The following is a 14336-nucleotide window of genomic DNA, read 5'->3' as shown; positions in this document are numbered from 1 at the left end:
TAGATATGGTAGAGTAGAGGAATATTCATGAGCAATAAAAGATATGGAACATCGGATAGAAGCACATTTATTGTCAGTCGCATTCAAAGAACCACATAAAACGATCTCCGCATTGGATAAGTTAAGCTTCGTGCTCCATCCCGGAGAAACCTTAGTATTGTTAGGTGAATCAGGCTGTGGGAAATCATTAACCTCCTTAGCCTTGATGCGTTTATTGCCACATACGGGCGTTTATGGCCTTGATAGCCAAATTAATGTCGACGGAACCGACATTCTCAACTTGCCGGAGCAGATGATGCGGCAACTAAGAGGCAAGCGGCTGGCGATGATTTTTCAAGAGCCGATGACCGCTTTAAATCCCGTGATGACGATTGGCGAGCAATTAGTTGAAGTGTTAAAAAGAAAACAAGCCTATTCAAAACAAGAGTTAGAGCAGGCTATGCTAGCTTTGCTTAATGAAGTTGAAATGCCACAACCGCAACTCAAAATGCATCAATACCCACATCAGTTATCTGGTGGGCAAAAGCAGCGGGTTGTCATCGCCATTGCCTTGGCTTGTAACCCTGAAATTTTAATTGCGGATGAGCCAACCACTGCTTTGGATGTAACGATTCAGGCACAGATACTCGCTCTATTAAAAAAACTTCAAAAAAATCATCAAATGAGTATGTTACTCATTACTCACGATTTAGGGGTCGTGAAAGCCATGGCTGACCGCGTTTGTGTGATGTATGCCGGGCAGATAGTAGAGCAGTCAACCGCCCATGATTTTTTCTCACAAGTGAAACATCCTTATGTGCAACAGCTGCTTGCCTCATTACCTTCATTTGCCAAAAGAGAAGAGCGATTATCGGTGATTCAAGGTTTTGTCCCTGCTTTGGATGCATTGCCCTCGGGCTGTCGTTTTCATCCCCGCTGTCTTTATGCCTTTTCACGTTGTCATCAAGAAGAACCTCAATTGCAAGAACAAGAGCAACGGATAGTACGCTGTCATTTATATCCAGAGCGTCATGAGTTACCGCCTTTAGATGCGAAGAAAATTGCCTGGAATGCTGCAACGAATGAGACGGAAATCATTCTACAAGTCACTGATTTATCCGTTGATTTTATTCAGAAAAAAGGCTTGTTTAGCCGAACTAAAATACTATTTCCTGCCGTAGATAGGCTTTCTTTTCGTTTACAACAAGGAAAAACGCTAGCTTTAGTAGGAGAGTCTGGTTGTGGCAAGACTACTGCCAGTCGTGCTTTGTTGCGTTTATTAGCTGTTTCTGGTGGTTCGGTTCAGTATCGGGGGCAGGATATTTTATCGCTGCGAGGCAGGGCATTAAGAGAGTACCGTAAAAAGGTACAAATTATTTTCCAAGATCCGTTTTCTTCAATGAACCCGAGGATGACCGTAGGTGAAATCATCGCTGAAGGCATGCGTGCTCAGGGTATGAACCGTTCTTTAATTAATCAGCGCCAAAAAGAGCTCTTGAACCAGGTTAATTTGCCTGCAAGCAGTTTGTACCGCTACCCACATCAGTTTTCCGGTGGGCAACGACAGCGAATTTGTATTGCTAGAGCTTTAGCTACGGATCCGGATATTTTGATTTGCGATGAACCAACAAGCGCGTTAGATATTTCTGTTCAAGCGCAGATTCTTAACCTATTAAAAGAATTGCAGCAACAGACGGGTATTTCCTATCTCTTTATTACCCACAATATGGGTGTTGTTTCCTACATTGCTGATGAGATTTTAGTGATGAACGAGGGGAGAGCGATTGAGTTTGGGCCGTGTGAAAAAATTTTCCATTACCCCGAACAAGCGTATACCCGGCAATTGCTCAATGCAGTACTGGATGTTTTTTAATCAGTTTTCTATCCAGCTTACGTCATCCTGCATGGTAAAAAATTTAAATTTACTCATTTAATAAATCATTAATAAATATGGTATATGATAGCCTTGCATTTCAAAGGAGCATAACTGTCTCTCAATATAAATTTAACTCATAGGAGTGTTTAATGCGTAAATTATTTACCTCATGCATGTTTTTCCTGTTCGCGCTTATTTTTGCAACAGGCGCTAACAGCTATGGTGTTCATGAAGATCATCCTTATGATTTAGCACTAACCAAAGATATCTATAAGTTTTCAGAAGTGTATCAAATCAAATCACCACTTAAAGAAACTTATCCAGGAACAATAAAAAAGAGCGCATTTCGTATTCGCACCAACTATGACTTATCCAATAAAGATGGTTGGCAAGCAACAGGGATTACCCGTGTTATTTCTATGGGGTCTATCTACCCTTGGGCAACTGATATTGATATTTATGATACTCGTGGAGTAAAAATTGGCTTGATTGATGGCGACATGGCTACTCTTGAATCGGCTAAATTTAATCTCTATGAATATGATGAATCAGGCAATGCAAAGTACATAGGTAGTGCTTATGCAAATGCAAATTTTGATCGATTTGTTGTTCTTGAATCTAATACCAATCCTCATCCAATTGCTGAATTCAACCGTAATAAGAGCGAAAATAAGTGGAGTGTTTCAGTACATTATCCTGAAAAAATTGATGACCGAATTGTGCGTATTTTTGCCGGATTTGTTATCGACTTCGAAGATAAATTCCTAGCCACTCCTGAAGAGCTAGCAATAATGAATGCAGCTAAATAATTTAGTGAACATCAGGATGGCTAAGCCGTCCTGATGATTTTTAAATTTACATCTTGCAAAAATTATAAATATCGCAGAATATGCCCCTAGATAAAATGGATTTAAATAGGTTGTATATATGGACCGCGCAGCAAATTCTTTGCTAAAAAATTATTTAGCGAATTATACGGATGTTCCCAAAGGCACAGGAAAAGTGATTCCCCTGGTAGTTATTGAATCAATCGCGATGTGTGTCTCGCATTTAATCTCAATTTATTTAGTTCATTCCTTACATTTTACAACATTCCAAGTCGGCAAATTAATGTCTGCTTTCTCATTGGGAACCTGCGTTGGCTCATTAATTAGTGGTTATTTAACAACTAGAATTTCTGTCGTTAGAGTATCTGCATTTGGGATATTTCTTTATGCTCTAGGTTTTTTTCTACTCTCGTCCATAACTACTTATTCCTATTTGCTCGCTATCTTATTTTTATGTGGTATTGGCGGGGTTTTTATGATGATTGCAAATCTCACCGCCTTGATTAAATTGGCCGATAGCGATGCAATGAAAAATCGAATTATTGTTATTCAATCTGTAGTGTTTAATCTGTCCTTTTCCATCAGCAGTTTTTTTATGAGTTACCTTCAAGCAGAGCGTTTGAAGAGTTTATTTCTGCTATTTGGGTTTATCCTATTATTTTCAGCTATTTTTTTACTGACCAAGGATGATGGCTTTGTGATGGAGAAAAGAAAGTCTGACTATTCAGTTAAAAAGAATTTGTCTGCTCTCGGCATGATTATACCCATCGTCTTTGTTTACGGGATTATTTATTCATTAATTAGAATTTATTTTCCCTTAGAAGCCGTTTCACGCTTCAACAGCCCATTTTATTCATGGCTGATTTTATCTCTAAATCCTATGATGCTCATATTTGTACAACCATTATTGATCGGTAAATTGCAGGCTAAAGGAAATTTGGTTCTTCTAAGTACGGGAGCTTTCTTTTTTGGAGCCGGATATTTTCTATTTGGAATCACCAGTTATTTGGCATGGAGTTTAATTTTTCTCTTCTTCGCCTCCATTGGCGAAATGCTTTTCTCTCCAATATCAAAAAAAATAGCAGCAACTTCATTCGGCCCAGGGAATGAGGGTTTGGGGCTTGCCACTTGGAAAATGACTTATTATTTGAGCGGCGTAATCGGTGCCATTGTTGTAGGATTTATCGGTGAAAATTATTCGAATATAAACATTTGGACTATTTGCATCCCTTTATCGCTGTTCATTGTTTTCTTTGTATTTTGTTATGGTAAGTTTGTGAGTAATGTAGCGAGCACGTAACCTGATGAATGTTCCGAAACTATAGTGTGTAGCATAAATTAGCTCATATCCTTTTTATATCAAGCAAAATACTCTTATTCATAAGGCTGGGGCGATTTTCTTAATATTTTAATCGCACCTTTTTTAGATTTTTCATCTAACATTCTTTGCTTGGAGCGTCTGCTTCGTCTTTTCTTTTGGCGTTTTATTTTTTCAATTTGTTGTTGGGCTTTACTTTTTTCATCATTCACTAAAGAGTTTATTTTTTCACAAAGCCGCAGTCTTGCGAAATATCGGTTATCTTCTTGGCTTCTGGATTCCTGGCATTTTATTTCCAGGCTGGAGGGGCGGTGTTTTAAATACACTGTTGAGGCGGTTTTGTGTAGCTTTTGGCCTCCTTTGCCGCTGCCCACAATAAATTTTTCGATGAGGTCTGTGTCATTGATATTGAGTTTATGCATTAGCTCTGCGAGCTTGTCCCATTTTTCTTTGGTAATCATGGATCATGTTTTATTTAAAGGTCTGGTTCTATAGTACTAAAATAAGCAGGTTAAATAAAATGACTTTCCGATTAGTTGTCAGTTTTTTTGCGAAATAATTGTCACGAATTACCGCGGAGTGGAGGGATAATTGTAGTCAAGCCACGGTAATTCGGTTTCTATAAGCTACTTGGTATTTAGGGTTAAATGCCAATAGACACATATGCCCTAAAATAATTACAAACTATAGAATACATAACTATTCTACTGATATATAATGTTTTTTCATCTATTTAATAGGTGGGTTTAAATTAAACGATGAGAGCTTCTTATGGACAGAGCAGGTTATTTTTTTTGGATAAAGCTCATAGCCAGCGTTTTTCTTTGTGTTAGCATGCAAACTGCCAATAGCACCAGAACCTATAGCAAAGATTGGGCGGTTGTAAACATTATTGGCCCTATATCAGAAAACTCATCCTTTAAATATTATGTGGAATCACAACTGCGTTTGATTGACAACACATCAGTTTTTAATCAATTTCTTTTTTTAGGGGGATTAGGTTATCAATTTAATCCAAACCTGATGTTTTTTGTTGGACCGGGCTGGATTTTAACAAAAACACCTGCAAATAAAACACATACAGAACAACGATGGTGGCAACAGTTAAACTGGCGAGTAGCGAATGATTCTAATTTCAGCCTTAATAGCCGAACTCGTTTGGAACAACGACGACAAAGCAATCAATCGCAAACGGCTGTTCGTTTACGTGAACGTTTGTGGTTAAGAATTCCCTTTAAATGGCGAAGTTATTCTTTTTCTACCTTTGATGAATTTTTTTTCAATCTAAACCATCCTCAATGGACCTCATCCTATTTTTTTGAACAGAATCGAGCATTTATCGGAATTGCCAAGCAACTTTCTAAATCAACTGCTATGGATCTAGGATATCTGCATCAAAGCATTCATTCACGTAACCATGAGACAAGTAATGTGATCTTACTTAGTCTCACCATGATTCACTAAGTTGAACTGAAATTATTCATTCCTTCATATTATCTTAATGCTATATGTGCTATATTTTCGCACTCAATGAACAATAAGATATAAGTATTCGTTATTTGAAGGGGATGGCTGCATGAAGATTACTGTGGGTACGCGGAGTTTTGATACCGTCCAAGAATTTACTGCTCATTTAGAACAGACTTATGGACAGGTCCAGCTTGCATCAAAAGAAGTGCTTATTTGTTTAAAATGTGAGGCGCTTGAAGCAGAGCATGTGACGCAGCTAGTCGAGTTTATTTTAAACCCTGAGCATCCTCATACTTATAAATTACAAATAGCGTCTTTAAAGAATAGTAGTACTCAATTAGCTTTTGATGACGCATATTTGGCAAGTAAGCGACGTAGATTAGCCCTTGATTTTCAACAAAATATTGCAACGTTACCCCAGCCTGTCCGACCTTTCCAGCCTCTTGCTTTCCCCCTAAGAAAATCTAAGAAAAATTGGCTTGAAAGAACCCAAGGGGCGAGTTTAAATATACAAATCCCCGCGGGTGAGTCCTCATTCAAGGAGCCACCAAGCCAACCTATAACAACCACAAGCTTAAGAAAGCAAAGAGAAGATGTTGTTGAGGAGATTGTTCCGAATCCGTCTGTGCCTATGGATACACTTGGTGAGCTTATTGAGCGTGAGACGATTAACGCAAAATTAAAGCGTTTTGCTAATAGACTGTTTAAAGATAAAGCTCCAGATTTGCAACTCTTATGGGACCGATTGGTGGGATTGTCCACCGATAAAGGTAAGAGAATAACCCATGTGCAAACTGATGCCATGGAACAAATTATTCGTTATTACCCAGAGTTCGCTTATGGAGTCGTTTGGGATAATTTACCTGCTGGATTTTCTCTCCTGGCTACCAATGAAGACGGGCTGGCTTTATGTTATAGCCCAGAGATGGAAGCGCAGCATCTTGATACATTTACGCCATTAACAATTCTTCCTGAATTGATGAATCCAACCGTTAACGGTTCATTCCAACAATTTAGCCTACTTGGAGATGAATCACCGAATAGTGCACGTTATGAGGCTGAATTTTCTCACTTATTTGCACCTAAAATTGCCACAGAAACACGCCTAACTGCTTTAAATTTTTTCCTTGCAGAGTTGGAACAGGATCAGCTGAAAATACGACGTATTCATCATTTATTGATGTTTTTACCTTTAACTAATTCTCATTATCATGGTTTAGCTTATGTATTGGCTAATGCTGGTGTCGATGGGGTTGTCTTAGTACTGCAGCAATTTAAAACACTTCATGAGCAAGAGCTCTTTAACGATTTACATCGCTTGTTTCTCGAAAATCCCCAAAGTTATGCGGACTTGGCAACACCTAAGGGCCTTGATAATCTTAAAAAATTATCCGAGTTAACCTCTGAGCAATATATGTGGTGGTGCTCATTAGTGAATCAGCATAAAGACGCTGGTGCACGAACTGATTTTAATGAATTATTTGATGCTTATTCTTATTTTCTGACTGAATTAGGGGAGCTTGTTCAGGATTTACCTGCGAGTTGCCCTCTGGTAAATGTTAAACATATGAAGCCGGCGTTAGATCGTGCTTTGTCTATTATTAAAAATTCAGCTGATCCTAAAGAACAATTGGCACATCTTTATGGCTTAGATTTTGCTGCTGATTACGAACAGGATTATCGTATCGTTTCCCAACACATGGGATTAGTTTCTGGACAAGTTAATGCGGTAGCGTTTAAAAACTCACAAGAGCTATCTACCTTCTTTGCTGGAGATCACTCCGCTAAAGAGCTACGCACGCAATTTTATCGCTTTATTGGCACACAGGATTGGGCTTATGGTTTGGATGTTTATGAAGGTATTGAGGCGCAAATAAACGCAAAGTATGGTCATTTAGGCCAAGATATTAGCTCCGCATTACTAGGCATTATTCTGTTAACCACGACCGGTGAACGTTCATGTACCGAGGAGCGTGACCCAAGTACGGCGGTCCAAAATTTAATTGATAAAATGATGGCTGTTGCCAAAATTATTAGCCCTGAAGCTGATGTGAAGACAGGGTTGATGCCCATTCTCTTAATGAGCTTGGGGGCGTTAGGGGCTTATGAGCAAGATCACATGCCTTCTTTAGATGAGTTAAATCTCTTGTTCGATACCTTATTACTCAAGCATGGCTCAGCTATAGATATACCAGAGAGTGAAAAGGCTAATTACATTCCCCTTATTTCAGCGAATAATGTGCATGCCAATAATGAAACATTAAAGCCGCTATTCGATGAATTGGCTAAAGTAGCAGTAGAACCACAAGATGAGAATATCGTCGTTTCTGATGCCCGAGTTAATCTGCTTGCACTTATGGCCCTTTCGCTAAGCTCGTTACATACATATGGGGATCTTTGGGCATCTTTTATTAATAGTTACAAAACACGCCTTAGTCTAGAGCAAGCTAAAACCACCGAGATTAATTCGTTTAATATCAATGTGCTATTAAGACACTTACATCCCACCGCTAAATTAGGCCAACACTTATCAGAATCTTTCGCAGAAGAGCCTGCTGTTTTAGCACAATTCACAATGTTATTGTCCTTAATTAGTGATGAAATTCCTGCATACAATGACGAGGCTGAAGCACCTGAGTCAGAGTTTGAAACCCAAGTGAAAACTTTGGCGCGGAATATTTTAGATCTTCCCAAGGAACAGCGAACTTTATTATTAACTCAGCTTATCGATATTGATATTGAAACCTCTTATTGCCTACCGTCTTTAGAAAACTTGCTGGAAATTGTTCAGGTAGTAAGTGTTGAACAACAAGAATTTACGATTTTAAATTTAATCCAGGAAGTTTTACCTAATACAATACTAGGTAACAGCCCTGTAATGAGTCTGAAAAAGCCAGATAGTGCCGAAGATTATGAAGAGCATATTGTTGATGCTATAAACTCATTGCAAACAGCAAATCCGGATTTTGACGATTATTTGTTAAGTTTGGCCCCCGATGATGGCGATAATTTTGATGATGAGTTCGAACCTAATTTAAGCAAACAATTTGATAACCTCGCTAAAATCATTAATGCCTTAATTTATCTCAAAAATAACAATCATAATGAGTTCCGTCGTTGTGTTAGCCGCTTAGCTAATGAAATTATTTCTACTAATCCACGAAGCACATTTACCGCTGCCCAGCAGGGGGAGTTGTTAAAAGGGTTTAACCAAATTGCAAAAGACAATGTGGTTGAGCAATTAGATATCCTATTAAATGCGATGCATGCAGTTTCGAATTATTCTGAAGAGCAATTCGATAATGCCATTCAGCAGGTATTTAACTTAATGCACTATAGAATGGCAGGAGTTATTGATTTTGCTACTTACATGAAGTTATTGCAGTTGTCATTTGGACACAATTTGTCTATGACTACGTTATTTCCATTTGAGCAGTTAATACAGTTTTCTGAATTTAGTAGTAAACCCGCCCAAATTTATGCCTTATTTGATGCATGGATGGAGTTGATCAAAAAAATGGATGGGCAGCAAGTAAATAGTGTGTTTTTAACGCAGATTATTGAAAACACCTCCTATATTCTCGAATGTTTTTCAGGCTCAGAAAGTACAATACTTCCCTTAATTACTTCATTAATTAAAGCCTGTAAAACAGGTAGTGCAGAGGAGTTACAACAATACGATAATCTACTTGCTAAGTTTGTTAATGCTAGTGAGCCGGTTTTTAATGCCTGGATCAAGATACTCACTGCTTATGGACAAAATGTTGCTGATGATAAATTACCCTTGCTGTTCACATTACATGAGGGTCTTGAAATGCAAGCGTTTAATTTAGCAGAGATTGTCTCTTTATTTGAAAACCCACCTTACCCTGATTTAGAGAAATTTATCAGCAAATTAAATGGAAGCACCCCAAAATTAAAAGTTTATATTGAACAGTTCGATAAAGATCCTAAAAAAGGGCGTGCAGAGCAACATGATGCTGAATTTGGCATTACGATTACTAAGACTGCTGAGCAGGTACTGCAAGAACAGTTTGATATGTCGCAAGTAGCGCGTGTTATTGCCGAAGTTAAAAATATGATTGGGGATATTGATTTAACTGCTCTAGAGCAACATGATTTAGCCCAACAAATTACCTACATTAATGCCATTGGCAAAGAAGTTCCGCTAGTCATTAAAGGAATGGGTACAAAATATGATGATTTAACGATACTTTCTCGAGCAGAGTTAAGACTAATTTCGGATTATTTGATTGCCACGATACGCCAACCGAATAGTTCATCTGCAGACAAATTAAATGCTCAATTAAATCTTCTCGCCGTATTGCGTGAGCAATATGAACGGGCAACAGGCCAAATTATTTATGCTCCGCAACTGGCAGCGGTATTGTTGTCACTAAAAAATGGACGACGTAATCTGTTGCTGCAAATTCCTTCAGAGCAAGATACGTGCATTATTAATACACTGCTTGCGGTGATGCAATGGGTTCAGGCTGATGGTGGCACGGTTGATTTATGCTATGCAAGTCGTGAACAAATAACACAGGATTATTATGGCCTTGGTCATAAAGATTTCTTTACCTCTGTAGGCATTGATTCCAGTTCTCTTGAGGCTGATTCAGCTTTGGAAACTTATAATAAAGGGGGAATCAATTGCTCAACCATGGGTGATTTAGCTTTGTTTCGTCAACGCGCCAAGCAAAGACAAGAGACTCTAATTGCTGAAAAGGAGGGACATTCATTATCGACGCATTTAATTCTTTGTGGTACCGATCTTTCGGCTTTAAATGACAAGCAAGCATTTAGTTTGACTGCGGATAAAGCAGGAGAGCACCCTGATGCTTGGATTTATCCACTGGTTAATGAGTTCATTAATCTACCTCAGTTTAAAAGCTTAACTCCGCTTAGCGCATGGAGTGAACGACAAGACTTTACTCAGCTAAGGGGCTTTTTAGACCGATATGCTCCAACTTACAGTCATCGCTCTAAATTAAAAAATATATCTAATGCTCAATTAAATGTATTGATGGACTCTGCTGTAGCGGCTCAGCGTATGGTCGAAGGGGAAGATTTTGACGTCCTAAATAAAGGCGAAAATATCTATACAGCAGTGCCTTATAGTTTGATGGCGGCTCAGAAGGGAATGAGCATCGCTCAAGAAGTCCAGCAGTTTTTGCATGTTCGCTTAGAAAAAGAATATATGGCTTTAGGGCGAAAATTCCCTCTTAATCCAGTACGTAGAACGATTGCTCAGGTATCGGTAAAAGATTTAATTGATGATTATAAAGCCCAGGGATGCCGCATTATTGGGCTGTCTAAAACAATGGATGCGGAAAGGTTAGGAGAGCTATGTGAGCAGTTAAATATCACTGTCGCCAGTGCTATTCCATCATGCATGCACGCTCAGAACGAATTGGCTGTAGCACCTACGAAACACGAAGAACAGTATTGTAGACAGATTCAAAACGTAATTGCTAATGCTGTAAATGACCAGCCTATTGTGTTAATTGCGCAAGATGCGAATGAGGTTCGTTATCTTCAAGAAATGTTAACGGCACATTATGGTGCAGCACGTACTATTGGCGTGCTGGATGAAGACAATAAGCAGTCCTGGTTGAAAACAGCGGGCAAGCCGAATATGGTGACCATTACTACAGCCTCCGCCCTCGGACGCGGTACTTTTTTTAATACTGAACTTGCCGAAGGATTTTTGACAATACAAACCTACCTTGATTCTGCAAATCATGTGCGTGAGTTTTTACGTCGAATTTCCATATTTGAGAAGCCAGGTAAATATACAGCTATTTATGAGTCTCAAGATCTAATACGTGCCAGTTCTTGGAGTTTTTATGAGGATGTTGAACGTGAGTTAATGTTTAAAGACCTTGATGTATTGCGTCATAAACAACAAGAAATTACGGCAATTCAACATTATTATAACCAATCCGCAGCTGCCATCCGTTATGTGGCAATGAAGCAGTTTGATGGCTGGCAAGCATTTTTATCTTCTGTTTATTCGAAAGATCACTTATCGCAATTAAGTAATGAGCTGCTGGTGCTAAAAGATAATTTGGCTCGCGCATTAAGTGAGAAATGGCAAGAGTGTATTAATCCTCTTGGTCGGCCAGAACTCTATCTGAACGCCTATGAGTGCCAAGATTCTGAGGGACAAAGCGTTTTGCTTACTGGTTTTCAGGAAGCCATGCTTGAGTTTGAGCAAGCAAGTGTAGCGATTTGGAAGACAACCTGTTCTGCATTGCATGAAAAAGCTGCAAAAGTAATTGAACTTGGTTCACTTGATGAGTTGCGTAGCAATTATTTTGCGAGCGTGTCTATCCGCGAGCAATTCCGCTTGCATGAAATCGAAGAACTTAAGAATGCAAAAGCAACGCAGGTGAAAAAAGAACAAGCACAGCGTTATGTGGCTGCAGGACTAGACGTAAATGGCGCAATGATGCGTTACTACGATGGTGAGATTGACACGTATCGGGCTGCATTTACTAAAAATCAGATTAAATCATTGCAGCAACACATTAGTAAGATTATTGCTAAAGAGACGGTGTTAAGCAAATCGGTTCGAGATAATTTGTTAATCCAAATAAATTATACAGATACGTTGAAGGCGCTAATTTTATTTTTAAATTCCTACGAAAGATGGTTTGCTGATAAAGATTTCGAAAAGAAATATGCAATGCAACCCGTTATTCAGGAGTTGCTCCAAGTGGTTCAAGAGGTTGGCTATCCAGAAGATACTGCTTTGACTGAGTTAAAAAATATTTACATTAATGATGTGGTTAATGAAATTACGGTTGAATTGGAACATAGCCTTTCATGGGCAGCTAAGGGAAGGCGTGGTTTAGGATATTTATTAGAACGTACCGCAGTTACTGATGCGGCTAACGATATTTTAAACGCGGTTACCTCCTTAAACGCTAATACTAACCCGGAGCAACGTCAGGCAGCAATTAAATATCTTTATAAAGTTTTAATGCAACATCAAGCACGTTTAGATGGCCTATGGATATTTCCTTTGGGACATAAAAATACGCGGAACTTGATTCAAGAAACCTTAGCCACATTAGATAGCTTAACTCTGATCGGCAATGGGAAGAAAACCTTGGATAAGACCTTTATTCAAGAGAGCAAAGAGCAGGCTGTTTATCAGGTAATGCGTGATAAATTTAATGCGGCACTAAGCAGATTAGAACGAGAGAAAGGATTGCGCGGGCATAGCGGCTGGGGGCGAATTACGAAGCAACTAGTTGATATACAAAGAAATAATGACAGTGTTTATGCTCTTTATGAAATGAATGAATTGATTGTCAATAAAATAGCTAAATTAGGCTCCGCTAAAGCGGATGCAGTGCTTCTGGCGCCACTAACTCAGTTACGTGGTGAACTAAATAAAATGTGGCATGAGTGTGAGCAAAATCATCAGGAATTAATGGATGAGAGCAAATACTTCAAGCTTAAAGCAACAAAAATTGAGACTCAATTGGCAGAGGTGAAGAATTTCCGTGTTATTCAAGTTAGTTTAAAAGCGGGCCACATTGGTTTTAACGATTATCTGGATTTAGTGATTGAAGGCAGAGGTGCAAATGCCGCACTTAAAGACTTTGTTCGCTACAACTCTCAAATCCCTAAGTTGAAGCAGACAAAAAGAGAATATGAACGGCAATTAGCTGCTGCTCTGGATTTAGGTGTACAACTAGAGCAACTTAAAAGTGAACAAGTACCTTTGTTAAGTTATAAGGCTATTAAATCCGCTGACTCGAAATTATTCCCGGCACAGTTTCAGGCTCAGGTAGATGCTATTTTGCAATTAAAAGCTTATGTTCAAGGGGTAACACCAGATGATTTAAGTGGTTTTTCAGAGACAGTGCAGGCTCGTTTCCAAGATCGAGATCGAATCAAAAACTTTAGATTAGCTGATTTAGATTTGGAGGAAATAGAGCAAATTCAGGATGAAGATGTAAAATTAGATTTAATATCTTTACACGAGCGAGTTACTCAAGCAGCTAAGCCTCAATCGATTTGGAAAGGTGTATGGTCTGCAGTTGTTAGCACGGTGAGTTACCTGGAGTCTGAAGAAGAGCGGGGAGAGATATTGGACGGTCTTAAAATGTATTGTAAAGAGCAAGTGCAAAAGAGCTTATTGCCTGCACTTAAAAAACAACAGGCTCAGTTGGCGAGTGCTCTAGATGACTTAAATCAAAAGACATTAAGTCAGGTAAAAACGCTTAATGAGAAGTTAGAGTTCTTAGCTCAAGAAATTGAAAGGGAAGAGGCTAAAGACGGAGTCTATTGTAAACGATTTAAATCGGTAGCTGAGTTTTATCAATTTGAAACTCAGTTGCAATCATACCTGGAAAATCAAATTCAAGAGCAGTTTGCTACCGGAGTACAATATGATGAAGAGCTGTTCTTGGATGACGAGGAGTTTGAAGTTGAGAATTCTTCTTTAGGTATGTAGGAGCGTAGGGTTGATGCAGCGCAACGCTGAGAACTCTTTTCCCTTTCGACGTGCCGTTGCACGTCGAAGCTTTTATAAAATGAACTCATTTTTCAGTATGCTGCAGAATAAAGATTACAACTCTCTATACAGACATCGATTCCAGAAACAGGCTTAAAAAATTATCAAGTAAGCTGAAGTCAAATTTTTTATATTCCCTATAGTTTCTTAAAAAGCCCATTGAGGGTGTCATATTTTAATCAGTTCGGCATAAATTCTCTGTGTGCGAGGGGGGGGTCTTATGAACTCAGGAAAGGATTTTTAAACAACAATAAAACCAAAATAAAATCTTTGTGATTATAATGTGTTCGTTTTTACGGGTTACTACTATACTGAAAAGTACGAGTAAGGGAT

At 38.7% G+C, this 14336-nt stretch carries 6 protein-coding genes; 5 read left to right on the top strand and 1 reads right to left on the bottom strand.

What is annotated here, in order from left to right:
• Window positions 1-43 precede the first annotated feature (43 nt).
• The 3 genes from ACQY7T_RS14770 (at window position 44) to ACQY7T_RS14760 (ending at window position 3982) form a co-directional block, all read left to right on the top strand.
• Complete coding sequence (locus ACQY7T_RS14770) at window positions 44-1852, top strand: dipeptide ABC transporter ATP-binding protein (protein WP_428414306.1); 1809 nt, start codon at window positions 44-46, stop codon at window positions 1850-1852.
• A gap of 152 nt (window positions 1853-2004) precedes the next feature.
• Window positions 2005-2664, top strand: coding sequence for a hypothetical protein (locus ACQY7T_RS14765; protein WP_428414305.1), 660 nt, complete (start codon window positions 2005-2007; stop codon window positions 2662-2664).
• A gap of 118 nt (window positions 2665-2782) precedes the next feature.
• Window positions 2783-3982: an MFS transporter gene (locus tag ACQY7T_RS14760; RefSeq protein ID WP_428414304.1), complete on the top strand. Its 1200-nt coding sequence runs from the start codon at window positions 2783-2785 to the stop codon at window positions 3980-3982.
• 74 nt (window positions 3983-4056) lie between these two features.
• Here the strand turns inward: ACQY7T_RS14760 and ACQY7T_RS14755 are convergent, their stop codons facing one another.
• Window positions 4057-4461: a peptide chain release factor family protein gene (locus tag ACQY7T_RS14755; RefSeq protein ID WP_428414303.1), complete on the bottom strand. Its 405-nt coding sequence runs from the start codon at window positions 4459-4461 to the stop codon at window positions 4057-4059.
• Between the two features lie 310 nt (window positions 4462-4771).
• Between ACQY7T_RS14755 and ACQY7T_RS14750 the strand changes: the two genes are divergently transcribed.
• Window positions 4772-5464 (top strand): DUF2490 domain-containing protein, encoded by a 693-nt coding sequence (locus tag ACQY7T_RS14750; protein WP_428414302.1) that lies wholly within the window; start codon window positions 4772-4774, stop codon window positions 5462-5464.
• Between the two features lie 112 nt (window positions 5465-5576).
• A complete protein-coding gene (locus ACQY7T_RS14745; protein WP_428414301.1) occupies window positions 5577-13943 on the top strand; it encodes a hypothetical protein in 8367 nt (2788 codons plus the stop codon).
• Window positions 13944-14336: the final 393 nt, after the last annotated feature.

It is taken from the genome of Legionella sp., assembly GCF_965140895.1.
GTDB lineage: Bacteria > Pseudomonadota > Gammaproteobacteria > Legionellales > Legionellaceae > Legionella.
Note: the sequence above shows the minus strand (reverse complement) of the source record. Positions and strands in the feature narration are given on the sequence as shown.

Coding starts and splice junctions, on each gene's coding strand:
- ACQY7T_RS14770 (WP_428414306.1), top strand. CDS start 44: ATGGAACATCGGATAGAAGCACATTTATTGTCAGTCGCATTCAAAGAA.
- ACQY7T_RS14765 (WP_428414305.1), top strand. CDS start 2,005: ATGCGTAAATTATTTACCTCATGCATGTTTTTCCTGTTCGCGCTTATT.
- ACQY7T_RS14760 (WP_428414304.1), top strand. CDS start 2,783: ATGGACCGCGCAGCAAATTCTTTGCTAAAAAATTATTTAGCGAATTAT.
- ACQY7T_RS14755 (WP_428414303.1), bottom strand. CDS start 4,461: ATGATTACCAAAGAAAAATGGGACAAGCTCGCAGAGCTAATGCATAAA.
- ACQY7T_RS14750 (WP_428414302.1), top strand. CDS start 4,772: ATGGACAGAGCAGGTTATTTTTTTTGGATAAAGCTCATAGCCAGCGTT.
- ACQY7T_RS14745 (WP_428414301.1), top strand. CDS start 5,577: ATGAAGATTACTGTGGGTACGCGGAGTTTTGATACCGTCCAAGAATTT.